A 25533-nucleotide genomic window follows, 5' to 3' on the forward strand; every position below is an offset into this window, starting at 1 on the left:
GAAAGCTCCTTCAGGTCCTTCAGAGATGGCGACGTCGGGCTGCGACCTGGCGGTCGTACTCCTGCCGGGCCTTGACCGCCGACGGTCGGGTCGCGGTCTCGGCCACGGGAACATCCCACCACGCCTGGGCCGGCGGCGGGCCCGACACAGTGTCTGCAGTTTCGGTCTCGACGTAGACACATGTGGGGCGGTCAGCCGCACGGGCCGCGGCCATGGCTTCCCGCAGGTCACGAACGGTCCTGGCGGGCATGACGCGCATCCCCAGGGACGCGGCGTTGGCGCCGAGGTCCACGGGGAGTGGACCACCCGTGTAGTCACCGGTGCCGCGGACGCCGGAGTCCGAGGGCTGCCGGTAGCGGTAGGCCGTGCCGAACCGCTCGGAACCGACCGACTCGGACAGGCCTCCGATGGAGGCATACCCATGGTTCTGGAGGATCACCAGCTTGATCGGGATGTTCTCCTGCACCGCGGTCACGATCTCGGTGGGGTTCATCAGATAAGTGCCGTCGCCGACCAGTGCCCAGACCGGTCGGCCCGGAACCGCCATGGCTACGCCGATCGCCGCGGGGATCTCGTATCCCATGCAGGAGTAGCCGTACTCGACGTGGTACTGGTCGTGGGAGCGGCACCGCCAGAGCTTGTGGAGGTCGCCGGGGAGGGAGCCCGCCGCGTTGACCACGATGTCGTCCTCGGTCACCAGGCCGTCGAGCACCCCGAGCACCTGCGTCTGGGTGGGGCGGACGTCCTCGTCGGACGCCGCGTATGCGGCGTCGACGCGGCGCTCCCAGCGTGCCTTGCCGTCGGAGTACTCAGCGGTGTATCCGTACCCCACTCGGTGGCCGCGCAGGGCGGTGGTGAGTGCTTCGAGTCCGGCACGGGCGTCTGCCACCAGCGGGAGGGCGGCGAGTTTGTGGGCGTCGAAACCGGTGATGTTGAGGTTGACGAAGCGGACCCCAGGGCGGGTGAAGAGGGTCGCGGACGCTGTGGTGAAGTCGGAGTAGCGGGTGCCGACTCCGATGACGAGGTCGGCGGACCGGGCCAGGTCGTCCGCAGTCGCTGTGCCGGTGTGGCCGATGCCGCCGACATCGGCGGGGTGATCGTGGCGCAGCGTGCCCTTGCCTGCCTGGGTGGAGGCCACCGGGATGCCGGTCGCATCGGCCAGGCCCTTCAACGCTTCCTCCGCTTCGCTGTGGCGCACCCCGCCGCCCGCGATGATCAGCGGCCGGCCGGCGCTTGCGATGGCTCGTACCGACTCGGCGAGCGCCTCCGGATCCGGCTGGGGGCGGCGTACCTGCCAGACCCGCTCGGCGAAGAACTCCTCCGGCCAATCAAACGCCTCGGCCTGCACGTCCTGCGGCAGTGCGAGGGTGACCGCGCCCGTCTCGGCGGGGTCGGTGAGCACCCGCATCGCGGCGAGGGCGGCCGGGACGAGTGCCTCGGGCCGGGTGATCCGGTCGAAGTACCTCGACACGGGGCGCAGGGTGTCGTTGACGGAGACGTCCCCCGCGTAAGGGATTTCGAGCTGCTGGAGCACGGGGTCGGCCGGGCGGGTCGCGAACACATCGCCGGGCAGCAGCAGCACGGGCAGCCTGTTGACGGTGGCGAGGGCGGCACCGGTGACGAGGTTGGTGGCGCCGGGTCCGATGGAGGTCGTGACGGCGTGTGCCGAGAGCCGGGCACATTGACGGGCATAGCCGACGGCCGCGTGGACCATGGCCTGTTCGCTGCGGCCCTGGTAGTACGGCATATCGGAGCCGCTCTCCAGCAGGGCCTGGCCGACCCCGGCCACGTTCCCGTGGCCGAAGATACCCCAGGTGGCGCCGATCAGCCGGCGGCGGTTCCCGTCACGCTCCGTGTACTGACGGGCCAGAAAGGCGACCAGCGCCTGGGCGGTGGTCAGACGGCGAGTGCCGGGGCGGGGCGTGATCGTTCCCGTGCTCATCGGTAGCCCTCCGTGTGGTCGGGGTGGAAGCGGATCCGCCACTCACGCTCGGGCCCCGGGCCGGCCATGACGTTCAGGTAGTACATGTCGTGTCCCGGAGCGGCGATCGACGGGCCGTGCCAACCATCCGGTACCAGAACGGCGTCGCCGCTGCGGACTTCGGCGAGCAGATCAGTGCCCCCGGGGCGCGACGGCGACACCCGTTGGTAGCCGAAGCCGTGTGGTCCTTCGATCTCGAAGTAGTAGATCTCCTCCAGTCTGGTCTCCTCTCCCGGCCGGTGCTCGTCGTGCTTGTGCGGCGGATACGAAGACCAGTTGCCGCCCGGGGTGAGGACCTCGACGGCGATGAGGCGGTCACACGCGAAGGAGTCGGCTGCGGCGAAGTTGTGCACCGTGCGGGCGCAGTCGCCGCTGCCTCGGTGCTCGACGGGCACCCCCCGGGCGGGACCGTAGCGGGCGGGGAGCGGTCGCTCGCACTTCGCTCCCGCCAGGGCGAAGCGGCCACCCGCACCGGTGGCGATCCACGCCGGGACGTCACGTGGCACGTAGGCGAAGTCCGTGACTCCGGCGAACACGTCTTCTCTGCCGTGCAGTTCCATGGTCCGGTGCTCGATGCGCACCGTACAACCACCGCTGAGGGGAAGCACGATCCATTCGCTGTCCCCTGCGTCGAGGAGGTGCGAACCGCCCGGGGGCAGCTCCAGAATCCGCAGCGCGGAGTAGCCCCATCCGGCCGACGCCGGGTCGATGTCGAGCGCATACGGACCCGCGGCGGTCGCTGCCCTCACATGCCGGTCGGGCGCCGGCGAGTCGCCGACGCCGTGCCCGGTCATGAGCCCGCCCGGAAGACCGGGTCGGACGGTCTGCCGGGTGCCCGGCCCGCTGTGCTGCCGGGGGGTACGGGGCAGGGCTCCGGGCCCGGTGTGCGCCCTTCGAGCACGGCTTCGACCTCGGGACGGTAGGGCATGGCGGGGGAGCAGGCGAGCCGGGAGGCGACGATGGCACCGGCTGCGTTGGCGAACCGCATGGCGTACTCCAACTCCCATCCGGCCAGCAGCCCATGGGCCATCGCACCGCCGAACGCGTCACCCGCACCGAGTCCGTTGACCACGACGACCGGCACGGGTGGCACCTCGACGGTGGTGCCGTCCCGGTGCATGGCCAGGACACCCTCGGGGCCCTGCTTCACCACGGCCAGCTCGACACCTGCGTCGAGCAACGCGCTTGCCGCGGCATACGGTTCGCGCTCTCCTGTCGCGATCTCGCATTCGTCGAGATTGCCGACGGCGACGGTCGCCAGGGCGAGCGCCTGTGTGTAGAGAGCGCGCGCCCGGCCGGGATCGGTCCAGAACATGGGCCGCCAGTCGAGGTCGAAGACGGTGATGGCCCCGCCGGTCCCGTGGTTCGCCCGGTGGTCCAGTGCGGCGAGGGTGGCCGCCCTGCTGGGCTCGGCGCACAGACCGGTACCCGTCATCCAGAAGACGCGCGTGTCGGCGATGGCGGCCAGGTCCAGTTCCCCGGGGCGCAGTTCGAGGTCCGGAGCCTTGGGATGGCGATAGAAGTAGAGCGGGAAGTCGTCAGGAGGGAAGATCTCGCAGAAGGTCACAGGTGTGGGCAACCCCGGGACACCTGTCACCCATCTGTCCTCGACGCCGAACTCCCTGAGCGCTTGGTGGAGGTACGTGCCGAAGGCGTCCTGCCCGGTACGGGTGATCACGGCGGTCCGACGGCCGAGCCGCGCCGCCGCCACCGCCACATTCGTGGCGGATCCGCCGAGGAACTTCCCGAAGGTCTCGACGCTTGCCAGGGGTACCCCTGTCTGCAGGGGGTAGAGGTCCACTCCGATCCGGCCCATCGTGATCACGTCGTACGACTGGGACGACTGAGATGTTTGAGACATAAAGGTCCCTTCGGTTCCACGCCGGCTGCACCTGATCTCATCCCCTCCTGGGAGGCTGTCAACATTTTGTCCTTACATTCGGACGAAACCTTGACACCTTTCCGAAACCGCCGGAAGGCTGGCCGCCATGGCCTCATCCTCCCCTTCACTCCAGAGCATCCGGATCGGATCGGCCCCTGACTCCTGGGGGGTGTGGTTCCCCGAAGACCCACAGCAGGTGCCCTGGCGGCGCTTCCTCGACGAGGTGGCACAGGCCGGCTACGAGTGGATCGAACTCGGCCCCTACGGCTATCTCCCGACCGATCCCGCCAGGCTCACCGAAGAGACCGCGTCCCGCGGGCTGAGGGTCTCCGCCGGCACTGTCTTCACCGGGCTGCACCGCGGACCGGCCGTATGGGACGAGACCTGGGCCCATGTCGCCGACATCGCCGCACTGACCCGGGCGACGGGCGCCGAGCACCTTGTGGTCATCCCCTCCTTCTGGCGTGACGACAGGACGGGTGCGGCCCTGGAGGACCGCACGCTCACCACCGAGCAGTGGCACCACCTCAGCACCCAGACCGAACGCCTGGGCCGAGAGGTCGGCGACCGCTTCGGACTGCGCATCGTGGTCCACCCGCACGCGGACACCCACATCGACAACGAGCAGAACGTCAACCGCTTCCTCGACGCGACCGACCCCGACCTGGTCTCCCTCTGCCTGGACACCGGTCACTACGCCTACTGTGGCGGCGACAGCGTCAAGCTCATCGAGACCTACGGCGAGCGGATCGGCTATCTCCATCTCAAGCAGGTGGATCCGGCGGTCCTCGCCGAAGTGGTCGCGGACGAAGTACCGTTCGGCCCTGCCGTGGCGCGGGGGGTGATGTGCGAGCCGCCGTCCGGGGTACCGGCGCTGGAGCCTGTGCTCGCCGCTGCCCGACGGCTGGAGGCCGAACTGTTCGCCATCGTCGAGCAGGACATGTACCCCTGCCCGCCGGACAGGCCCTTCCCGATCGCCGAACGCACCCGGCGCTATCTCCGCTCCTGCGGAGCCTGACCGAGGGGCCTGTGAGAGCACCCGCCCCCGGGCCGCGCCAACCGCACAATGGCGCGGATCGCACCAATGTGCGTCAACTGCCGGATGACGACGGCTTCGTCACATCAATGGACGTCCCGTCACACATGTCTCCATTACGCGGGCCTTCCGTCACAGGCACGCGACAACCGCTCCCCCTTGCTCCACGCGATTCGTTCATAGGGCACGGGCATGGCTGATCGCCGGCGATCGGCGATGCCCGCGCCGCAGTTCGTCCGACGGCTCCCTGCCGCCACTGCGGCGCGCAGGGAGGTGCCACACATGACGGACAACGGGCTCTGGTCCTACAAGGACATCGCCGCACACATCCGGGTGCAGCCGGACACGGTTCGCTCCTACCGCAAGCACGGGCTCCTTCCGCCTCCCGACCATGTGGAGGCGGGAAAGCCGTACTGGTACGCGGATACCATCCGCACCTGGGTGGCCAACCGCCCCGGCAACAGATCCCGCAGGGAGTGAACCCGCTCGCACGGACCCTGCCGCCCAGACGCCCCGCGAGACCGCGGCCTGACCCAACCTCACGGGGCAGTACACCTATCCCACTGGTGCGCGGTCGCGGTCGTCGAGCTCCTTCTCCTCCACGGCTGCTTCCGTCCGCAGGGGCGTATGGGATATCTCGCCCTCGCTGATACCGAACCTGCGATAGAGGGCACGCAACGGAGTCGGCGCCCACCACGTCGCACGGCCTGTCAACTTCATCACCGAGGGAACGAGCAGACTGCGCACCACCGCCGCGTCCATCAGCACGGCAAGGGCGATACCCAGGCCGAGCATCTTGGCGTTGGTCACCCGCGAGGCACCGATCGCGACCATCACCACGGCGAGGATCACAGCAGCGGCGGTGATCAGTCCGCCCGTGCGCCGCAGGCCATAGGCCACCGCGTGCTCGTGGTCTCCCGTGCGGTCGTACTCCTCCTTGATCCGCGAGAGCAGGAACACCCCGTAGTCCATGGAAAGGCCGAAGGCGACACAGAACATCAGCACGGGCAGCGTGGCCTCGATGTCACCGGTCGAGGTGAAGGCGAGCAGCCCGGACAGATGCCCCTCCTGGAAGATCCAGACCACTGCCCCGAACATCGCGGTCAGGCTCAGTCCGTTGAGTACGACCGCCTGGAGCGGGATCAGCACACTGCCCGTCAGCAGGAAGACCAGCAGCAGGGTGACGACCACGATGATCGCCGCCGCCCAAGGGAGCCGGTCACCGATGGCTGCCTTGGAGTCGACCAGCATCGCAGCCGCCCCCGCCACCGAGGTCTTGAAGGGCGCGGGCTGTTCGCGCACCTCCCGCACCAGCTGCTGGGTCTCCTCGCCCACAGCCTTCTCCTCGGGCAGCACCGTGAAGGTCGCACTCGTACCCGACACCAGCGGCCCGTCCACCCGCAGCACTCCGGAGAGCCCCTCGATCCGGCTGCGGTACTCGGCGTACTGGGCCGGTGTGGCCGCTCCCTCCGCCAACACCTCCAGCCCGCCACCGGGGCTTCCGGGAAAGCCTTCCCTGATGTGCTCCTGCACGACGTGCGACTCCGCGCCCGGCGGCAGTTGGCGGTCGTCGGCGGGGCCGAACCGCACTCCCAGGAAGGGCAGTCCGAGTAGCACCAGCACAGCGGTGGTGAACACCGCGAACACGGGCGCTCTGCGCATCACCAGAGAGACCGCCCGGCCCCAGCGCGTGCCTTCGACGCTGTCCTCGGATCGGGTGGCCGCGGCCCCGGCACTCCTGCGCGAGCGCAACAGCGCGCGCAGGTCCAGCGCGTTCACCCGGTCGCCCAGCAGCATCAACGCGGCGGGCAGCAGAATCAGTGCCGCCGTTGCGGCCAGCAGGACGACGGCGATTCCGGCATACGCGAACGACCTGAGGAAGTACTGCGGGAAGACCAGCATCGCGGAGAGCGAGACGGCCACCGTCAGCGCGGAGAACAGGACCGTGCGACCGGCGGTGCGCAAGGTGATCCCGACCGCCTGGCGGGGCGACGCCCCTGCTGCGAGCTCCTCCCGGAACCTGCGCACGATGAACAAGGCGTAGTCGATGGCGAGCCCGAGGCCCAGCGCCGTCGTCAGGTTCAGCGCGAACACGGAGACGTCGGTGAAGGCGGTGAGGCCGTTCAGGATCGCGTTCGTACCGAGGATCGCGACGACGCCGATCACGAGCGGCAGCATCGCGGCGACCGCACTGCCGAACACCATGACCAGCAGCACCAGTGTCACCGGCAGGGCGATCATCTCGGCCCGCAGCAGGTCCTCCTGGATGATGGTCTGCATGTCGTGCATGACCGCGACCGGCCCGCCTATGGAAACCTCCACGGGCCCGTGCGCGCCCCGGTAGCCGGGCGCGATGCGCTCCAGCACTTCTCCGGCTTCCTTCTCATCGCCCTCGATCCGGGCGGCGATCAGTGCTTCCCGGCCGTCCTGGGAACGCAGCGAGGGCGACTTGCTCTGCCAGTACGAGCCGACGCCGGTGACACCCTCCTCTGCGGAGAGTCGCTTCACCAGCCGCGCGGCCTCGCCGGCCACGGCGGGATCGTCTACACCCTTGCCCCGGCCGTCGACAAGCAGAAGCAGGTTCGGCCTTGCGCCGGGAAACTCGCGATCGAGCGCCTTGGCGGCGTAGCTCGACTGAGAGCCCGGGTCGTCCCAGCCGCCGCTGCTCAGACGATCGGCGGCCCCGCTGCCCGCGAACACGGCGAGCGCCGTGACGACCAGTGCGAGGAGCAGTGACAGCCGTGGGCGCGCTGTGGCGAGGCGAGTCCAGCGGCCCAGGCGCGGTCCGCTGTTGACTACAGACATGGTGCGGTGTCCCCTTCACCAAGACCAGTGCGGTGCCGCAGGCACGCGGGCAGGCGGGCAGTACTGATCGGCCATTGCCAATAGACTAGAAAACACGAGTCATCGCTCGCGTTTCACCAGAATGCGAGCGACCTCTCGCGTTTGTCAACCGTGATCGGAAAACTGGAGATCGGTGATGCACATGCCGGACAAGCCCAAGGCGAGAAAGAAGGCGGCGAGCGGGGCATCGACGGGACCCGCGACGGCGACGGACGCATCGGGGGCGGCAGACGCATCGGAGCAGCACGCCCTCGGCGCAGTCGACCCCGCCCAGCCGCGCCGCCGCCAGGCCCGCGGCGAGCGCCGTATCGCCCAGCTGCTGAAAGCGGCGTCGGACGTCTTCTGCCGCAGCGGCTACACCGCAGCCAGCACCAACGCCATCGCCCGCGAGGCGGGGGTCTCACCCGGCACGCTGTACCAGTTCTTCCCGAACAAGGAAGCCATCGCCGTGGAGCTCGGCGGGCAACTGCTGCACCGCTGGCGCGAGTCCTACGGCACGGTCTTCGAGGAGCTCGACACCGCACTCTCGCCGGAGCTCCTGCTGGACTCGTTCCTCGACCCGCTCATCGCGTTCAACTGCGAGAATCCCGCCTTCACCGTCCTCATGCACGGCTCCGAGATCCCGGGCCGGATCACCGAGGAGCACGACGCCGTGCACTCGGCGCTGCTCGTCCGGGTGGAGCAGATCCTCGGGGAACTGCACCCCTCATCCCCCCAGGACGCACTTCACAGGACGGCGAACATGGTGTTCGCCGTGGTGAAGTCGGGCCTGGAGCTGATCCTCGCCCACGAGGGGGCCGAGCGGGACGGCTATGTCACCGAGCTGAAGACCCTGCTGCTCCGATACCTGACACCACTGCTCGACGCCGAGGCCCTCGCCGCGCCGCGGCACCCGGGAACGCCCGGGTGAGCGGCGCCCTCGGGGCATGCGGCGGGTGGGCGCGAACGAGCTCGCATTCATACCCCCTAGGGGTATAGTCTGACGAGTGTGGGGACGTCCCGGCACTCCCGGACTCCCCAGACGCACCACTCGCCCATCGCACGATGTGTCCGCACAGCGCGACACGCCCTCGCAGAGGAGAACGCCATGACCGCCGAGACGACGACCGAGACCGCCGAGGCCACCGGCTCCTGCTGCTCCCCCGGCGGCTCCTGCCAGGGCGGCACGGCGGACATCAGTCTGGGTGCGCACAGCGCGGTCTATGAGGTGCGGGGCATGACCTGCGGCCACTGCGAAGGGGCCGTGTCGAGCGAGATCGCCGAACTCCCGGGTGTGATCTCGGTGGCGGCGGCGGCAGGAACCGGAGAGGTCACCGTCGTCTCCGAAGCCCCGCTCGACGAATCCATGGTGCGCGCCGCCGTCGACGAGGCGGGCTATGAACTCGTCAGCCAGGCCTGACCTGCCCCCACCCCCGCTTCCGGCCCGGCCGCACCGCGCGTACCCGGGGTGCGGCCGGGCCCGCGTTTGGAGCATCAAGCCATCATGAGCAGCATCGCAACCGACCCCTCGGCAACGGACACCCCCCGTATCGAACTCCTGATCGGCGGCATGACCTGCGCTTCCTGCGCGGCCCGGGTCGAGAAGAAGCTCAACCGCATGAACGGCGTCACGGCGACGGTGAACTACGCGACGGAGAAGGCCCGTGTCTCCTACGGCGAAGGCATCGCGGTGCCCGACCTGATCGCCGTGGTCGAGAAGACCGGATACACGGCGACACCCCTGACCAGTGCGCCGTCCAGCACTCCGTCCAGCGCCGCTGCCCCGGCCTCCCCGTCCGCGCCCGTGACTCGGGCAGGTGGCACCCGGACTCCCACCTCACCCGCCGGCGCCCCGAACGGGGCTGGAGCCGCCCCCGTGCCCTTGGCCCCGTCCGGTTCCGCGCCCCCGTCCACGTCCACGTCCGGGTCCCGGCCCGGCCGCGCAGCCGAGGCCCGGGAGCACGATCAGGATCAGACAGCGCCCGCACTCACCGCTCTGCGGCAACGGCTGGCCGTCTCCGCGCTGCTCGCCGCGCCCGTCGTCCTGATGGGCATGATCCCCGCGCTCCAGTTCCAGTACTGGCAGTGGCTCTCCCTCACCCTTGCCGCGCCGGTCGTGGTCTGGGGCGGGCTGCCCTTCCACCGCGCCGCCTGGACCAATCTCCGGCACGGCGCGGCCACGATGGACACCCTGGTCTCCCTGGGCACTCTGGCGGCCTTCGGCTGGTCGCTGTGGGCCCTGTTCTTCGGGCATGCCGGGATGCCCGGCATGCGCCACGGCTTCGAGTTCACCATCACCGCCTCCGCGGCGGGCGCGGACAGCTCGTCGGCCGTCTATCTCGAGGTCGCCGCGGGAGTGGTCACCTTCCTGCTGCTCGGGCGCTACCTGGAGGCACGGGCGAAGCGGAAGGCCGGCTCCGCCCTCCGCGCCATGCTGGAGCTCGGCGCCAAGGACGTCGCCGTGCTCAGAGACGGTGCGGAGGTACGCGTCCCGGCCGCCGGGCTGGCGGTCGGCGACCTGTTCGTCGTACGCCCCGGCGAGAAGATCGCCACCGACGGCACCGTGACCGAGGGCTCATCGGCCGTCGACGCGTCGATGCTGACCGGCGAGTCCGTTCCTGTCGACGTGACCGTCGGGGACGACGTCACCGGCGCCACCGTCAACGCGGCGGGCCGGCTCGTCGTGCGAGCGACCCGTGTCGGCGCCGACACCCAGCTGGCCCGGATGGCACGCATGGTCGAGGACGCCCAGAACGGCAAGGCCGCGGTACAGCGTCTAGCCGACCGGATCTCGGCCGTCTTCGTACCCGCCGTGCTGCTCATCGCGCTCGGCACCCTGGTGGTCTGGCTGCTCACCACGAACGACCCTGCCGCCGCCTTCACCGCGGCCGTCGCCGTGCTGATCATCGCCTGCCCCTGCGCCCTGGGGCTCGCCACCCCGACCGCGCTCATGGTGGGAACGGGGCGCGGCGCCCAGCTCGGGATCCTCATCAAGGGGCCCGAAGTGCTGGAGTCGACCCACACGGTCGACACCGTCGTCCTCGACAAGACCGGGACGGTCACCACCGGCCGGATGCGCCTGCGGGAGGTGCTTGTCACCGGATCAGCGACCCAGGAAGAACTGCTGCGGTACGCGGGGGCCCTGGAGCACGCATCGGAGCACCCCGTCGCGCGCGCCATCGCGGCCGGTGCCGAGGAGCGACTGGGCACCACCGGACTACCGGCCGCCGAGGCATTCGAGAACGTTCCCGGCCTTGGTGTGCGCGGCACGGTCGAAGGCCGTGCCGTCCTGGTCGGACGGGCCCCGCTGCTTCGGGAAGCGGACATCGAGCCACCGCCCGAGCTGACCGGCGCCTCATCGGCGGGCACCGCCGTCGCCGTCGCCTGGGACGGTGCCGCACGCGGGGTGCTGGTCGTCGCCGACGAGGTCAAGGCCACCAGCGCCGAGGCCGTGGCACGACTGCGGGCACTCGGCCTGAAGCCGGTACTTCTGACGGGCGACAACAGCTCGGTCGCCCGTGCGGTCGCCGCCGAGGTCGGTATCGACGAGGTCTACGCCGAGGTACTGCCGCAGGACAAGGTGGCCACCGTGCAGCGGCTCCAGGCGGCGGGCCGCAGGGTCGCCATGGTGGGGGACGGGGTGAACGACGCCCCCGCGCTGGCCGCTGCGGACCTCGGACTGGCCATGGGCACCGGCACGGACGCGGCCATCGAAGCGGGCGATCTCACGCTCGTCAGAGGTGATCTCCTCGTCGCCGCCGACGCCATCCGGCTCTCCCGGCGTACCCTCGCCACCATCAAGGGGAACCTGTTCTGGGCCTTCGGCTACAACGTCGCGGCCCTGCCGCTGGCCGCCGCCGGACTGCTGAATCCCATGATCGCCGGATTCGCCATGGCTTTCTCGTCCGTTTTCGTGGTCAGCAACAGCCTTCGTCTGCGATCCTTCACGTGATACACAGGACCTTCACAAAGAGATCCAGATCACAGATATTTGTGGGTAACCATTCGGGCTCTTCGCGAGTCTAAGTGGGCGATGCCAGAACGTCTTGGGGGACGTTCATGGGATGTCTTGGGGGACGTCCCAGGCAAGCGTTGGCCGGGGCACGTAGACCGGGGAGCTTTGAGCGGCCCTCCCGACATACGTACCCCGGCAGACCGCGCGAAGAGCTTCTGCTGAGTACCAACCAGCAGACGCCCGGGCCGGATCCCGTGGGGGGAATCCGCACCGGGGATATGGGAAGCGCCCCGCTCGCCGACCCGTGGGGGGATCGGCGACGGGGCGCTTCTTCGTCTCCTGTGCACCGCCTCCGTCGTCAGACGCCCGGAAGCGGACGGGCACGTCGCGTCAGCGGGCCTCTACGGGCACGAAGTCCCGCAGGACCTCACCCGTGTAGATCTGACGGGGACGGCCGATGCGGGAGCCGGGCTCCTTGATCATCTCGTGCCACTGGGCGATCCAACCGGGCAGCCGGCCGAGCGCGAAGAGCACGGTGAACATCTCGGTCGGGAAGCCCATGGCCCGGTAGATGAGACCGGTGTAGAAGTCCACGTTCGGATAGAGCTTGCGCTCGACGAAGTAGTCGTCGGAGAGAGCGTGCTCTTCGAGCTTGAGCGCGATGTCGAGCAGTTCGTCGGACTTGCCGAGGGCGGAGAGGACGTCGTGGGCGGCGGCCTTGATGATCTTGGCACGGGGATCGAAGTTCTTGTAGACCCGGTGACCGAAGCCCATCAGACGGACGCCGTCCTCCTTGTTCTTCACCTTTCGGATGAAGGTGTCGGCGTCGCCGCCGCCGGCCGCGATACCCTCGAGCATCTCCAGCACCGACTGGTTGGCACCGCCGTGCAGCGGACCCCACAGGGCGGAGATACCGGCCGAGATCGAGGCGAACATGTTCGCCTGCGAGGAACCGACGAGCCGCACGGTCGAGGTCGAGCAGTTCTGCTCGTGGTCCGCGTGCAGGATGAGCAGCTTGTCGAGGGCGGCGACCACGACCGGGTCGAGGTCGTATTCCTGTGCCGGGACCGAGAAGGTCATCCGCAGGAAGTTCTCCACGTACCCGAGGTCGTTGCGCGGGTAGACGAACGGGTGACCGATCGACTTCTTGTACGCGTAGGCCGCGATCGTCGGCAGCTTGGCGAGCAGCCGGATCGTGGAGATGTTGCGCTGCTTCTCGTCAAAGGGGTTGTGGCTGTCCTGGTAGAACGTCGACAGGGCGCTCACCACGGACGACAGCATCGCCATCGGGTGCGCGTCGCGCGGGAAGCCGTCGAAGAACCGCTTGACGTCCTCGTGCAGCAGGGTGTGCTGGGTGATCTCGCCCTGGAACGCCGCCAGCTCGTCGACCGTCGGGAGCTCGCCGTTGATCAGCAGGTAGGCCACCTCGAGGAAGGTGGAGTGCTCGGCCAGCTGCTCGATCGGGTAGCCGCGGTAGCGCAGGATGCCCTGCTCGCCGTCGAGGTAGGTGATCGCGGACTTGTAGGCGGCGGTGTTGCCGTAACCGCTGTCCAGGGTCACCAGACCGGTCTGCGCCCGGAGCTTCCCGATGTCGAAGCCCTTGTCGCCGACAGTGCTCTCGACCACCGGGTAGGTGTATTCACCGTCCGCGTACCGCAGTACTACAGAGTTGTCGCTCACGTCATCCCTCACCGACGTAGTGCCTCTTCTTTGAGGTGCCCTGACTGTCTCTACCTTCCCCCATTCGGCAGAGGAGAGTGCACTCGGGGTCGGCCTATGGGCCGACTGGCGGCACTCAGTGCCGTCAACCTTCTCATCCTGCCCCCTTCGCCCTGGTTCCGAAAGTCTTAGGCGATCTTTCGCACGGGCCTTTCACCCGCCAGCCGGTGATCAAGCGCGGTGAAGCGCCTGCCTGCGGAAACGGTGCGCACGGCCTGCCCTATGGCCTTGCGGGAGCCGACCAGGACCACGAGCTTCTTGGCTCGGGTGACAGCCGTGTACAGGAGATTCCGCTGGAGCATCATCCAGGCACTGGTGGTGACCGGAATCACGACCGCCGGATACTCGCTGCCCTGGGACCGGTGGATCGTCACCGCGTACGCGTGCGCGAGCTCGTCCAGCTCGTCGAAGTCGTAGGGCACCTCCTCGTCCTCGTCGGTGAGCACGGTCAGCCGCTGGTCGACCAGGTTGAGCGAGGTCACCACGCCGACCGTCCCGTTGAAGACTCCGTTCCTCCCCTTCTCGTAATTGTTGCGAACCTGGGTGACCTTGTCGCCCACACGGAACACCCGGCCGCCGAAGCGCTTCTCGGCCAGGTCCGGCCGGCCGGGTGTGATCGCCTGCTGCAACAATCCGTTGAGGGTGCCGGCGCCCGCCGGTCCCCGGTGCATGGGGGCGAGCACCTGCACGTCCCGCCGGGGATCCAGGCCGAACCGGGCGGGGAGGCGCCGGGCCGCGACATCCACGGTGAGCCGCCCCACCTCCTCGGTGTCGTCCTCCACGAACAGGAAGAAGTCGTCGAGGCCTTGGGTCAGGGGTGGTATCCCTGAGTTGATGCGGTGGGCGTTGGTGACCACACCCGACTGCTGCGCCTGCCGGAAGATCCGGGTCAGCCGGACACTGGGGACCGGGCCCGCCTCCGCGAGCAGGTCCCTCAGCACCTCGCCCGCGCCCACGCTGGGCAGCTGGTCCACATCCCCCACCAGGAGCAGATGCGCTCCGGGTGCCACGGCCTTCGCCAGTTTGTTGGCGAGGAGCAGATCCAGCATGGAGGCCTCGTCGACGACCACCAGATCGGCGTCGAGCGGGCGGTCACGGTCGAACGCGGCATCACCACCCGGCTTGAGCTCCAGCAACCGGTGCACGGTGGACGCGTCGGCTCCGGTCAGCTCCGAAAGGCGTTTCGCCGCACGCCCCGTGGGCGCGGCGAGAACCACCTTCGCCTTCTTCGCCCGCGCGAGCTCCACGATCGAGCGCACTGTGAAGGACTTGCCGCAGCCCGGCCCTCCGGTGAGGACCGCCACCTTGCGGGTGAGCGCGAGCTGTACGGCCTGCTGCTGCTCGGGCGCGAGCTCGGCTCCCGTACGGTCGGCGAGCCACGCCAGCGCCTTGTCCCAGGCGACGTCCTGGAACGCCGGCATCCGGTCGTCGTCCGCGCGCAGCAACCGGAGCAGTTGGGCCGAGAGGGAGAGCTCGGCCCGATGGAACGGCACCAGATACACGGCGGTGACCGGGTCCCCGCCTTCCGGATCGGGGACCTGCTCGCGTACGACGCCTTCCTCCTCGGCCGCAAGCTCGGCGAGGCACTCGATGACCAGGCCGGTGTCGACCTGGAGCAGCTTCACCGCGTCGGCGATAAGCCGTTCCTCGGGCAGGAAGCAGTGGCCCTGGTCGGTGGACTGCGACAGGGCGTACTGGAGACCGGCCTTGACCCGGTCGGGGCTGTCGTGGGGTATGCCGACCGCCTGGGCGATCCGGTCTGCGGTGAGGAAGCCGATGCCCCAGACATCCGCTGCCAGGCGGTACGGCTGGTTCTTCACGACGGAGATGGATGCGTCTGAGTACTTCTTGTAGATGCGCACGGCGATGGATGTGGAGACTCCGACGCCCTGGAGGAAGACCATGACCTCCTTGATGGCTTTCTGCTCCTCCCAGGCGGTCCCGATCATCCGGGTCCGCTTGGGCCCCAGGCCGGGAACCTCGATGAGCTTCCCGGGCTCCTGCTCGATGACGTCGAGAGTGTCGGCACCGAAGTGATCGACAATGCGCTCGGCGATCTTCGGTCCGATCCCCTTGATCAGCCCTGAACCGAGATAGCGGCGGATCCCCTGGATCGTGGCGGGGAGGACCGTGGTGTAGTTCTCCACGCTGAACTGCTTGCCGTACTGGGGGTGGGAGCCCCAACGCCCTTCCATGCGCAGCGACTCGCCCGGCTGTGCCCCGAGGAGCGAGCCGACCACCGTGAGGAGGTCACCACTGCCGCGGCCGGTGTCGACACGGGCGACCGTGTACCCGTTCTCCTCGTTGGCGTAGGTGATCCGCTCGAGGACCCCTTCGACGACTGCCAGGTTGGACATGTTCCGACGCTACCGTTCCGGTCGGACAGCGCGTACCTCCTGCGGATGAATCGGGGGCATCACGGCCTGGCCGGTGTTCTGCGACGACCGCGCCGCCGCGTCGGAAGCCGCGTGCGCAGGACGATCAGCTCAAGGGGCCCGGTCATACGACCGGGCCCCGTTCACTCCCCCCGTCATCGGACTCTTCGGATCCCCCCAGATCCCCCCGGAGCCCTGATGACAACTACGACTCACGTCACGCCGGAAGGGTTGCACTATTGCGAGCTGTTATTTTTTCGGGATTAAGGGCGCGGCTCGATCTCCCCCGGAGGTAGCGATGACGGTCACGCTGGTGGATGTGGCGGCCCGCGCCCGGGTGTCCCCGGCGACCGTCTCACGCGTCCTCAACGGCAACTACCCCGTGGCGGCGGCCACTCGGGAGCGGGTGCTGCGAGCCGTCGACGAGCTGGACTACGTACTCAACGGACCGGCCAGCTCCCTTGCCGCGGCCACATCCGACCTGGTCGGCATCCTCGTCAACGACATCGCCGATCCATTCTTCGGGATCATCGCAGGGGCGGCACAGACGGCGATCGGCGAGCGGGTGACCGGGCGGGCAGGCGGCGAGAAGCTGGCGGTGGTCTGCAACACGGGCGGCTCGGCCGAGCGAGAGCTCACCTTTCTGACTCTGCTGCAGCGGCAGCGCGCGGCGGCGGTGATCCTGACCGGTGGAGCCTTGGAGGATCCGAGGCACACCGCCGCGGTGTCGGCGAAGCTGGCGAAGCTCGCGGCCGGCGGTACGTCCGTGGTGCTCTGCGGCCGCCCGCCCTTGCCCTGCGGGCCGTCGACGGTGACGCTCACTTTCGACCATCGCGGCGGGAGTCGGCGACTCACCGAGCATCTGATCGCACTGGGGCATCGCCGCATCGGCTATATCGCGGGCCCGCCGGACCGGACCACGACACGACAACGGCTCGAGGGGCATCGGGCGGCCCTGGCCTGGGCGGGGATCGGCGGAAGCGATGTGGACGAAGGAGGTCACGGAACCGCAGCGGACCGGGAACGCCTCACGGTGTACGGCAGCTACGAACGCTGCTCGGGCTTCGACGCCACGCTGGAGTTGTTGAGCCGCGACCCGGGTCTCACCGCGATCGCGGCGGCCAACGACACGGTCGCCCTGGGGGCCTGCGCCGCTCTCCGCGAGCAGGGGCTGCGCGTTCCGGAAGACGTGTCGGTGGCGGGCTTCGACGATCTGCCGTTTTCGGCGGACACCGTTCCGGCACTGACGACGGTACGGCTGCCGCTGCACATGGCGGGAAGGCGAGCGGGCCGACTGGCGGTGGGCGCGGAGAAGCCACCGCCGGGCGAGGCCGAGACGATCGGCGCCGAGCTGGTCGCGCGGGCGTCGACCGCCCCGCCTCCGCGGGCGGTGTGAGCCGGACTCCGAGTACGCGGGCCGCCGCTCCGCGAGTTGTCCACAGGCCTTGAACGGTGTCGGCGTCCGAACCTAAAAGGGCTGTCCCGTAATCCCCGGCGGGCGCGCGACGACAGCTACGGCACTCCCCCTGGCTTCGCCGGGAGGTGCCCCCACGCTGCGTTCCGGCGTCCCACCCGCGTGCCCTTCCCTCACTCCGACCGTGACTGGCGGTTACTTTCCCTACTGGCATGGCTTCTTGGCAGATTCCCTCGTGTAAGGAGCAACCGATGCAGGACCGGAGCACACCTCCCGGCCCCTCCAGTTCCCCCAGGACCTCCTGGCCCTCCGCACCCTCCAGACGCGTCGTGCTCACCGCGACGGCGTTCGGCGCCTCGGCTCTCATGCTCGCGCCTGCGCAGTCCGCTGCCGACTCCCGTAGCAGCGTCGAGCAGCTCGTCTCCCGGATGAGCCTGGAAGAGAAGGTCGGACAGCTCTTCGTGATGCGGGTGTACGGGCACTCCGCCACCGCACCCGACAAGGCCGATGTGGATGCCAACCTACGGGAGATCGGCGTCCGGAACGCCGCCGAGCTGATCCGGCGCTATCACGTGGGCGGAATCATCTACTTCGCCTGGGCGCACAACACCGGGAACCCGCAGCGGATCACCGGTCTCTCCCGCGGCATCCAGCGGGCGGGGCTCGCCCAGCCGACACCCGTCCCGCTGCTGATCTCAACCGATCAGGAACACGGCGCCGTCGCCCGTGTGGGCAGACCGGCGACGCTGATGCCGGGGGCGATGGCGCTGGGGGCAGGCGGATCGAGAACCGATGCCTGTGAGGCGGCGCGGATCGCGGGAGAGGAGCTGGCGGCGATGGGCATCAACCAGAACTACGCGCCGGTGGCCGATGTGAATGTCAACCCGGCCAACCCCGTCATCGGTGTCCGCTCCTTCGGCGCCGACCCCTGCGCCGTGGCCGGGCTGGTCGTCGCACAGGTGAAGGGATACCAGAGCGCCGGAATCGCGGCCACGGTCAAACACTTCCCGGGCCACGGCGACACCGAAAGCGACAGCCACCACGCCCTGCCCACCATCCGCCACACCCGTGAGCAGTGGGACGAGTTGGACGCACCGCCGTTCCGGGCGGCGGTCGCCGCAGGGGTCGATTCGATCATGACCGCGCACATCGTGGTCCCCTCGCTCGATCCGAGCGAAGACCCGGCGACGCTCTCCCGCCCCATCGTCACCGGCGTCCTGCGCGAACAACTCGGCTACGAAGGGGTCGTCGTCACCGACGCCCTCGATATGGCCGGGGTCCGGCAGAAGTACGGCGACGACCGCGTACCGGTGCTCGCGCTCAAGGCGGGCTGCGACCAGCTGCTCAATCCGCCGAATTTGGACCTGGCCTGGAGCGCGGTCCTCACCGCTGTCAGAAGTGGTGAACTGACCGAGCAGCGCCTTGACCAGTCGGTCATGCGCATCCTCCGCCTGAAGGCGAAGCTGGGCCTGCTGCGCGATCCGCTCGCGGCTCGCCGGGAGGTGCTCGGCACCGTGGGGGCCGAGGCCCATCTCCTGACCGCCGACCGGATCGCCGGGCGGACCACCACCCTGCTGCTGAACGAAGGGGGACTGCTGCCCATCTCCCGTCGCAGCCATCCCCGAGTGCTGGTGACCGGCGCCGATCCGGCCTCACCGTCGGGGACCACGGGGCCACCCACGGCCGCACTCGCCAGAGCCTTCGCCGAACTGGGATTCAAAGCCACCGCCCTCCCCACCGGCATCGCACCCACCGCCGCGAATGTCGAGGAGGCGGTGACAGCGGCGGCAGGCATGGACGTGGTCGTCGTGGCGACGTACAACATCGCGGCCGACGGTCCGCAGCGGATTCTGGTGTCCCGGATGGCCGCGACCGGTGTGCCCGTGATCACGGTGGCGATCCGCAACCCCTACGACATCGCGCAGTTGAGCGGGTTCGGTATCGCCGCCTCGCTGGCCGCGTACGGGTGGACGGATGTGGAACTGCGAGCCGCCGTACGCGTGATGGCCGGGCGGACGGAGCCTGTGGGCCGGCTGCCGGTGCCGGTTCCGCATGCGGAGGACCCGGCGCGGATGCTCTATCCGATCGGCTTCGGGGCGATGTACCGGCGTTCTGGCGTCTGACGGACGTGCACCGCGGCAACCGGCCGGGGACCTCCCGGGCGCGCCCGGCCGGGTGTGACACTCGGCCGGCCGGGCGCGATCCCTACACGGAAGCGGAGTGGATCGTCACGGTCGCAGCGCGAACGGCTCCCGCTCGTCGCCCTGCTTGTCGAGCCTGGCGTCGTAGGGCGCCAGACGCTTCGCGAGTGCCGGGTTCTGCTGGACGGCAGCCGGGGCGACTCCAGCCCAGTCCAGGATCCGCGCGGTCGCCTTGGCACGGTCAGCCTCGGGCAGACCCGCGACGGAGGCGCCGTGGTTGCCTCCGGGCTCGGTGAAGACATGGGCGTCACGCGCTCCCTTGCCAGGGCGGAACCGCTCCGCGCCCCAGGGGTCGTTCTCCCCGTACACCCAGATCATGTGCTTCGCGTGATCGCGGACCCAGCTGTCGACGTCTCGCATCGCGTACCGGTCGAACGACTTCATGGGTATCTCACGGGGGACGTACACCCGCGGTGTGAAGTAGCCCGGGTAGCGGAGCAGATCCGCAAGCCGCGGCTGGCGCAACGTGGGTGCGCCGAGCTGGGTACCCGCCTGGTAGTAGTACGGGGCATACGGTTCGAGGCCCTGGTCGGTGTAGAAGGCGAAGCCGGATATCGAGTCGAGCGAGTCGAAGAGTTCCTGGTCGCTCGCGGTCGCCGCGGTCGGAAGGGAAGCGCAGTCGGCGAGCAGGCCGTACTGCCAGAAGGCCCAGGCATAGTCGGACACCAGGCTCTCGAAGGCCTTGTCCAGCGACCCGATGGTCTGGAAGGTGCCCGCGTTCTCCTCGGCCCAGGCACGGTACTTGGCGGTGAGTGCCGCGCGGCGCTTGCCGAGGGCCTCGCGCTGGACTGCGGTGATCCGGTCGCGGCACTCCTTGGTACCGACCGTCGCCATGAACCGGTCGTAGGCGGCGTCCGCGCGGTCGTTGACGTCGTTCGGGGCGACATAGGCGACCACGCCGTCCATGTCCCGCGGGTAGAAGCGCTCGTAGTACGTCGCCGTCATCCCGCCCTTGGAGGCTCCGGTGGCGATCCACTTCCGGGTGTAGATCTGCTTCAGCGCGGCGAACACCCGGTGCTGGTCACTCGCCGCCTGCCAGATGTCGAGCTTGCTCCAGTCGGCGGGCTGAGGCCGAGACGGGGTGAAGAATCGATACTCCATGTCGACCTGGTTGCCGTCGACAATCCGGGTGGGCTCACGACGGCGCGGGGTGGTACCCACGTTGTAGCCACTGGTGTAGAAGACCGTCGGGCGGGCCGCGTCCTTGTGCAGCACGGTGATGCGCTGCCGGAACGTTCCCTTGGACGGGCGCCGGTGGTCGACCGGCTGGGCGTAGTCGAGCACGAAGTAGCGGTGGCCTGCGTACGGCTTCTCCTCGATCAGGCTCATCCCCCGGATCGCGAGGATCCGGTCCCTGATGTCCTGGGTCCCTTCCGCCGGGCCGGGGCCCGGTTCGGCGGCGGCCGTTCCGGCCGCCGTCCCGACTACGCCGATGAGCATGACGAACGACAACAGCCATCTCAGCGCCTTGCGCATACGCGCCCTCCCCTGGTTCACAACGGTCGCCGCGAACCTAGCGACTGCAACACCCTTACCGCCAGACCCAGTTGGATCGCAGGATGGGAAGATTCGCCCAGCAGGACAGACCGGAGAGCGCGACGGCGCCAGAGAGGGGGCGGGACGTCAGAGGGGGATGCGGGGCCTCAGAGGAGGATCCAGCCCGTCGTGGCACCCACACCGGCGACAGCACCCGAGGCGCGCACGGAGCGGTGGAGCGCGTACACCGTCACCGGCCCCGCGTGACGGGTGAAGCGGCCCTTGTCCGTGGCGGCGCGCCCACCGCGCGGCTGAAGACTGACCGACATAGCCCGCCTCGCCCCGGGCCGTTTCGCGATCGTCATGGCGCACACATAGGCACGGTGCTTGTAGAGCCGCAGTTCCCCGGTCGCGAACCTCACGGTCTTGACGGGACGGCCCGAGCACCCGGAGGCCGCCTCCGCCTCCGGACCCCAGGGGCCGGCCGCCAGCAGGGCTCCCGCGAGCACGAGCGACGTACCGGCGCGCACGAGCAAACCTCCGAACACTCCTGCTCCCATCTCACGTCAAACCGTACTGACGTACGACGCAAAGGTGCCCTCGACGGTTGCGGCCCGCGGCCGCGGCACGCGAGGCACGCGGTCAGGCGATCGGCCCGGGGCCCGGCCCCCGGGACCGGCCCACCTTCAGTCACTCCGGCTCAGGCCGGTGTGGGCTCCGCGGCCCCGACGAACGTCCGCCAGAGCGCGGCATACCGCCCGTCCAGCTCCAGCAGCTCGTCATGGGTGCCGTCCTCCACGACCCGTCCGCGCGCCATCACGACCACCCGGTCGGCACGTGCTGCCGTGGTCAGCCGGTGGGCGACGACCAGGGTGGTACGACGCCCCGTGAGCCGGTCGGTGGCCTGGTTGACCTGGGCCTCAGTCGCGAGATCCAGGGCCGCCGTGGCCTCGTCCAGCAGCAGCACATCCGGGTCGACCAGCTCCGCGCGGGCCAGGGCGATCAGCTGGCGCTGGCCGGCCGACAGATTGCGCCCGCGCTCGGCGACCTCGTGCAGATAGCCGCCGTCGAGCGTGGCGATCATGTCGTGCGCGCCCACGGCCCGCGCCGCGGACTCCACTTCGGCGTCCGTCGCCTCCGGGCGCCCGTAGGCGACGGCGTCGCGCACCGTACCGGCGAAGAGGTACGCCTCCTGCGGGACGATGCCGATACGGTGGCGGTACTCCGTGAGGTCCAGGTCGCGCAGATCGATGCCGTCGACGGTCACCCGGCCGCTCGTCGGGTCGTAGAACCTGGCCACCAGCTTGACCAGCGTCGACTTGCCTGCTCCGGTCTCGCCGACGAACGCGACCGTCTGGCCGGGCGGGATCCGCAGGTCGACGTCGGTGAGCGCGCCCTCGCCCGCCGTCTTTCCGCTGCCCTCAGCGCCCGGCCCGCCATCCGCCGCCTCGATCCCGGCCGCGGTCTCGGCGCCGGAGCCGGCCAGCGCGCCGTAGGCGAAACTGACGTCCTCGAAGGCGATCTCGCCGCGCAGTCCCCGCACTTCGAGCGGCTTCTCCGCCTGTTCCGTGGACGTCCGCTCGTCCAGCAGCTCCTGGATCCGCCCGAGCGACACGCTCGCCTGCTGGTAACCGTCGAAGACCTGCGACAGTTGCTGCACCGGTGCGAAGAACAAGTCGATGTACAGCAGATACGCCACCAGCGCACCCGTCGTGAGAGTGCCGGCCTCGATCCGTCCGGCCCCGACCACCAGCACCGCCGCGGCGGCCACCGAAGCCAGCAGCTGGACGAAGGGGAAGTACACGGAGATCAGCCACTGGCCGCGCACCCGTGCCGCGCGGTAGGCGTCGCTGCGCTCCGCGAACCGCCGGTTGCCCGACTGCTCTCGGCGGAACGCCTGCACGATGCGCAGTCCGCTGACCGACTCCTGGAGGTCGGCGTTGACGACGCTGATCCGCTCACGGGCCAGCTCGTACGCCTTCACCGACTGCCTGCGGAAGAACACCGTGCCGATGATCAGCAGCGGCAGGGTCGCGAACACCACGAAGGCCAGCTGCACATCGATCACGACCAGCGCGACCATGATTCCGAAGAACGTGACCACGGAGACGAAGGCGGTGACCAGGCCTGTCTGGAGGAAGGTGGACAGGGCGTCGACGTCCGTCGTCATGCGGGTCATGATCCGGCCGGTCAGCTCGCGCTCGTAGTAGTCGAGCCCAAGCCGCTGGAGCTGCGCGAAGATCTTCAGCCTGAGCGCGTACAGGACGCGCTCGCCGGTACGACCGGTCATCCGGGTCTCCCCGACCTGCGCGACCCACTGCACGAACACCGCAACGAGGCCGAGCGCGGATGCCGCCCAGACCGCTCCCAGCGCCGCGCGCTCGACTCCGTCGTCGATTCCGTGCCGGACCAACACCGGCAGCAGCAGGCCCATACCCGCGTCGATCGCGACCAGCATCAGACTGACCAGCAACGGCAGCCCGAAACCCCGCAGCAGTCTGCGCAGCCCGTACGAACCGGACTCCTCGGGCAGCACCGCACGGGCCTCGTCGACCCGGGGCGTGTCGTCGGCCGGCGGCAGCGCGGCGACCTGGGCCAGCAGCTCGGGCGTGGCGCCGGCGGCCTCGTCTTCCTCGGCCTCTTCCTTGCGGACCCACAGCGGCGGGGTGATACCGCGCTCGGCGTCGAAATCGGTGTCCATCTCGGCCCGCAGCGTGCGGTCCTCGGGGATCTCGATCTGGCTGGTGTGCCCCGGGGACACCGCGCCCAGCTCATCGGGGTCGGTGAGCAGCCGCCGGTACAGCGCGGACCGCCCCTGCAACTCGTCGTGCGTGCCGATGTCGGCGAGGCGGCCGTCGTCCAGCACCGCGATCCGGTCGGCGAGGCCGAGGGTGGAACGCCGGTGGGCGATCAGCAGCGTGGTCCGCCCCGCCATCACCCCGCGCAGCGCCTCGTGGATCTCGTGTTCGACCCGTGCGTCCACGGCCGATGTCGCGTCGTCCAGCAGCAGCAGCCGGGGGTCGGCGAGGATCGCACGCGCCAGGGCGATGCGCTGGCGCTGCCCCCCGGACAGGGTGAGTCCGTGCTCGCCGACCTTGGTGCCGTAGCCGTCGGGCAACTCGGCGATGAAACGGTCCGCCTGGGCGGTGCGGGCCGCCTCGTCGATCTCCGCGTCCGTGGCACCGGGCTTGCCGTACGCGATGTTGGCGCGGACCGTGTCGGAGAAGAGGAAGCTGTCCTCGGGTACCAGGCCGATTGCGGCACGCAGCGACTCGAGCGTCAGCTCCCGGACGTCATGGCCACCGACGAGCACAGCGCCGCAGGTGGCGTCGTAGAAGCGGGGCAGCAGCAGCGAGACCGTGGATTTGCCGCTGCCGGACGCGCCGACCACGGCCACGGTCTCCCCTGGCCTGATCTCCAGCGAGAACCCGTCGAGCACCGGCCGGGCGGCGGCTCCGCTCTCATCATCGGGCTCGCCGCCGTACGACGCCCCGGACCCGGACCCGAGCCCAGACCCGGCTCCGGAGGAGTAGGCGAAGCTGACGTTGTCGAACTCGACGGATGCCGGGGCGTCGGCCGGAAGCTCCTTGGCGCCGTCCTTGATGCTCGGCTGGGTGTCGATGAGTTCCAGGACCCGCTCCACGCCGGCCCGTGCCTGCTGGGCGACGGTGAGCACCATCGCCAGCATCCGCACCGGGCCCACCAGCTGGGCGAGATACGTCGAGAACGCGACGAAGGTGCCGAGCGTGATCTCCCCCCGGGTGGCCAGCCAGCCGCCCAACGCCAGCATGGCCACCTGCCCGAGTGAGGGCACGGCCTGCAGGGCGGGGGTGTAGCGGGAGTTGAGCCGGATGGTGCGCAGCCGGCCGGCGAAGAGCCTGCGTCCGGCTTCCTTGAGCTTTCCTGTCTCCTGCTCCTCCTGCCCGAAGCCCTTGACCACACGGACCCCGGCGACCGCGCCGTCGACGACGCCCGCGACCGTCCCGGCCTGTTGCTGGGCGTACCAGGTGGCGGGATGCAGACGGGCACGGCTGCGCTTGGCGATGAACCACAGTGCGGGGCCGACCGCGAGCGCCACCAGGGTGAGCGGCAGCGACAGCCAGGCCATGACCACCAGGGAGATCACGAAGAGCAGGACGTTCCCGATGGTCATCGGGAGCATGAAGAGCAACCCCTGGATGAGCTGGAGGTCACTGGTCGCCCTGCCCACCACCTGACCGGTGGACAACGCGTCCTGGCGCCGCCCGTCGAGCCGACTGATCGTGCCGTACATCTCGGTACGCAGGTCGTGCTGGACGTCGAGGGCGAGACGGCCACCGTAGTAGCGGCGGATGTACGTGAAGACGTAGACGGCGACCGCCGAGGCGATGAGCAGCCCGATCCAGGCCGCCAGTGGCCGGGTGCGGTCGCTGATCACATCGTCGATGACGACCTTGATGATCAGCGGCATCAGGGCCATCACGGCCATGCCGCCAAGGGACGATCCAAGTGCGAGCACCACATTGCGCCGGTAGCGCCAGGCGTAACCGGTCAGCCTTCGCGCCCACCCCTGTGTCTCCCCCGCCACTTGCGCCTCCCTGCTCCGGTGAACCGCTGATCCACTCATCCACGCTCGTCTGACCGAAGGCTGCAACACGCACGCAGCCGGTTTTCATCCCGCCCGCGCGCTGA

16 protein-coding genes are annotated in these 25533 nt (G+C 69.5%); 7 read left to right on the forward strand and 9 right to left on the reverse strand.

The genetic code is table 11. The features are described 5' to 3' along the window. Positions 1 to 19 precede the first annotated feature (19 nt). From iolD to iolC, 3 genes are read right to left on the reverse strand one after another with little or no spacing between them, the layout of a single operon-like run. Positions 20 to 1942, reverse strand: a complete 1923-nt coding sequence (iolD, locus tag V1460_RS30890; protein WP_338676895.1) for a 3D-(3,5/4)-trihydroxycyclohexane-1,2-dione acylhydrolase (decyclizing) — start codon at positions 1940 to 1942, stop codon at positions 20 to 22. Then, the gene (gene iolB, locus V1460_RS30895; protein WP_338676896.1) at positions 1939 to 2775 is read right to left on the reverse strand and encodes a 5-deoxy-glucuronate isomerase; all 837 of its coding nucleotides are present in this window, start codon (positions 2773 to 2775) and stop codon (positions 1939 to 1941) included. The genes iolD and iolB overlap by 4 nt, the downstream gene beginning before the upstream one ends. Beyond that, entirely contained in the window at positions 2772 to 3842 is a 1071-nt protein-coding gene (iolC, locus tag V1460_RS30900) for a 5-dehydro-2-deoxygluconokinase (RefSeq protein ID WP_338676897.1), read from the reverse strand. The genes iolB and iolC overlap by 4 nt, the downstream gene beginning before the upstream one ends. Positions 3843 to 3969: 127 nt before the next feature. On the opposite strand from iolC, the gene V1460_RS30905 reads away from it, so the two are divergent. Then, on the forward strand, positions 3970 to 4881 hold the full coding sequence (locus tag V1460_RS30905; RefSeq protein ID WP_338676898.1) for a sugar phosphate isomerase/epimerase: 912 nt from the start codon (positions 3970 to 3972) through the stop codon (positions 4879 to 4881). Between the two features lie 300 nt (positions 4882 to 5181). Beyond that, the gene (locus V1460_RS30910) at positions 5182 to 5379 is read left to right on the forward strand and encodes a MerR family transcriptional regulator (protein ID WP_338676899.1); all 198 of its coding nucleotides are present in this window, start codon (positions 5182 to 5184) and stop codon (positions 5377 to 5379) included. Between the two features lie 75 nt (positions 5380 to 5454). On the opposite strand, the gene V1460_RS30915 is transcribed toward V1460_RS30910, so the two are convergent. Then, positions 5455 to 7704: an MMPL family transporter gene (locus tag V1460_RS30915; protein WP_338676900.1), complete on the reverse strand. Its 2250-nt coding sequence runs from the start codon at positions 7702 to 7704 to the stop codon at positions 5455 to 5457. A gap of 181 nt (positions 7705 to 7885) precedes the next feature. Between V1460_RS30915 and V1460_RS30920 the strand changes: the two genes are divergently transcribed. From V1460_RS30920 to V1460_RS30930, 3 genes are all read left to right on the forward strand, one after another. Next, positions 7886 to 8653, forward strand: a complete 768-nt coding sequence (locus V1460_RS30920; RefSeq protein WP_338678271.1) for a TetR/AcrR family transcriptional regulator — start codon at positions 7886 to 7888, stop codon at positions 8651 to 8653. A 177-nt stretch (positions 8654 to 8830) separates the two neighbouring features. Continuing rightward, positions 8831 to 9142 carry a heavy-metal-associated domain-containing protein gene (locus tag V1460_RS30925; RefSeq protein WP_338676901.1) on the forward strand — a complete coding sequence of 104 codons (312 nt, stop codon included), beginning with the start codon at positions 8831 to 8833 and terminating at the stop codon, positions 9140 to 9142. Positions 9143 to 9226: 84 nt separating this feature from the next. Then, positions 9227 to 11674: a heavy metal translocating P-type ATPase gene (locus V1460_RS30930; protein ID WP_338676902.1), complete on the forward strand. Its 2448-nt coding sequence runs from the start codon at positions 9227 to 9229 to the stop codon at positions 11672 to 11674. A 393-nt stretch (positions 11675 to 12067) separates the two neighbouring features. On the opposite strand, the gene V1460_RS30935 is transcribed toward V1460_RS30930, so the two are convergent. Together V1460_RS30935 and V1460_RS30940 are read right to left on the reverse strand one after the other, a co-directional pair. Continuing rightward, positions 12068 to 13357 carry a citrate synthase gene (locus V1460_RS30935; RefSeq protein WP_338676903.1) on the reverse strand — a complete coding sequence of 430 codons (1290 nt, stop codon included), beginning with the start codon at positions 13355 to 13357 and terminating at the stop codon, positions 12068 to 12070. 167 nt (positions 13358 to 13524) lie between these two features. Beyond that, positions 13525 to 15753 carry an ATP-dependent RecD-like DNA helicase gene (locus V1460_RS30940; RefSeq protein WP_338676904.1) on the reverse strand — a complete coding sequence of 743 codons (2229 nt, stop codon included), beginning with the start codon at positions 15751 to 15753 and terminating at the stop codon, positions 13525 to 13527. Positions 15754 to 16069: 316 nt separating this feature from the next. Here V1460_RS30940 and V1460_RS30945 point away from each other — a divergent pair, with 316 nt between their 5' ends. Both V1460_RS30945 and V1460_RS30950 read left to right on the forward strand, forming a co-directional pair. After that, a complete protein-coding gene (locus V1460_RS30945; RefSeq protein ID WP_338676905.1) occupies positions 16070 to 17167 on the forward strand; it encodes a LacI family DNA-binding transcriptional regulator in 1098 nt (365 codons plus the stop codon). Between the two features lie 383 nt (positions 17168 to 17550). After that, positions 17551 to 19308: a glycoside hydrolase family 3 protein gene (locus V1460_RS30950; RefSeq protein ID WP_338678272.1), complete on the forward strand. Its 1758-nt coding sequence runs from the start codon at positions 17551 to 17553 to the stop codon at positions 19306 to 19308. Positions 19309 to 19413: 105 nt separating this feature from the next. On the opposite strand, the gene V1460_RS30955 is transcribed toward V1460_RS30950, so the two are convergent. The 3 genes from V1460_RS30955 to V1460_RS30965 form a co-directional block, all read right to left on the reverse strand. Beyond that, complete coding sequence (locus V1460_RS30955) at positions 19414 to 20862, reverse strand: S28 family serine protease (RefSeq protein ID WP_338676906.1); 1449 nt, start codon at positions 20860 to 20862, stop codon at positions 19414 to 19416. Between the two features lie 167 nt (positions 20863 to 21029). Further along, complete coding sequence (locus V1460_RS30960) at positions 21030 to 21422, reverse strand: hypothetical protein (protein ID WP_407077555.1); 393 nt, start codon at positions 21420 to 21422, stop codon at positions 21030 to 21032. 140 nt (positions 21423 to 21562) lie between these two features. Beyond that, positions 21563 to 25429 (reverse strand): ABC transporter ATP-binding protein, encoded by a 3867-nt coding sequence (locus V1460_RS30965; RefSeq protein WP_407077556.1) that lies wholly within the window; start codon positions 25427 to 25429, stop codon positions 21563 to 21565. Positions 25430 to 25533: the final 104 nt, after the last annotated feature.

Source organism: Streptomyces sp. SCSIO 30461 (assembly GCF_037023745.1).
Taxonomy (GTDB): Bacteria; Actinomycetota; Actinomycetes; order Streptomycetales; family Streptomycetaceae; genus Streptomyces.

Excerpts from the sequence above, each read along its gene's own strand:
- iolD (WP_338676895.1), bottom strand. The coding sequence starts at position 1,942 with ATGAGCACGGGAACGATCACGCCCCGCCCCGGCACTCGCCGTCTGACC.
- iolB (WP_338676896.1), bottom strand. The coding sequence starts at position 2,775 with ATGACCGGGCACGGCGTCGGCGACTCGCCGGCGCCCGACCGGCATGTG.
- iolC (WP_338676897.1), bottom strand. The coding sequence starts at position 3,842 with ATGTCTCAAACATCTCAGTCGTCCCAGTCGTACGACGTGATCACGATG.
- V1460_RS30905 (WP_338676898.1), top strand. The coding sequence starts at position 3,970 with ATGGCCTCATCCTCCCCTTCACTCCAGAGCATCCGGATCGGATCGGCC.
- V1460_RS30910 (WP_338676899.1), top strand. The coding sequence starts at position 5,182 with ATGACGGACAACGGGCTCTGGTCCTACAAGGACATCGCCGCACACATC.
- V1460_RS30915 (WP_338676900.1), bottom strand. The coding sequence starts at position 7,704 with ATGTCTGTAGTCAACAGCGGACCGCGCCTGGGCCGCTGGACTCGCCTC.
- V1460_RS30920 (WP_338678271.1), top strand. The coding sequence starts at position 7,886 with ATGCCGGACAAGCCCAAGGCGAGAAAGAAGGCGGCGAGCGGGGCATCG.
- V1460_RS30925 (WP_338676901.1), top strand. The coding sequence starts at position 8,831 with ATGACCGCCGAGACGACGACCGAGACCGCCGAGGCCACCGGCTCCTGC.
- V1460_RS30930 (WP_338676902.1), top strand. The coding sequence starts at position 9,227 with ATGAGCAGCATCGCAACCGACCCCTCGGCAACGGACACCCCCCGTATC.
- V1460_RS30940 (WP_338676904.1), bottom strand. The coding sequence starts at position 15,753 with ATGTCCAACCTGGCAGTCGTCGAAGGGGTCCTCGAGCGGATCACCTAC.
- V1460_RS30945 (WP_338676905.1), top strand. The coding sequence starts at position 16,070 with ATGACGGTCACGCTGGTGGATGTGGCGGCCCGCGCCCGGGTGTCCCCG.
- V1460_RS30950 (WP_338678272.1), top strand. The coding sequence starts at position 17,551 with ATGCTCGCGCCTGCGCAGTCCGCTGCCGACTCCCGTAGCAGCGTCGAG.
- V1460_RS30955 (WP_338676906.1), bottom strand. The coding sequence starts at position 20,862 with ATGCGCAAGGCGCTGAGATGGCTGTTGTCGTTCGTCATGCTCATCGGC.
- V1460_RS30960 (WP_407077555.1), bottom strand. The coding sequence starts at position 21,422 with ATGGGAGCAGGAGTGTTCGGAGGTTTGCTCGTGCGCGCCGGTACGTCG.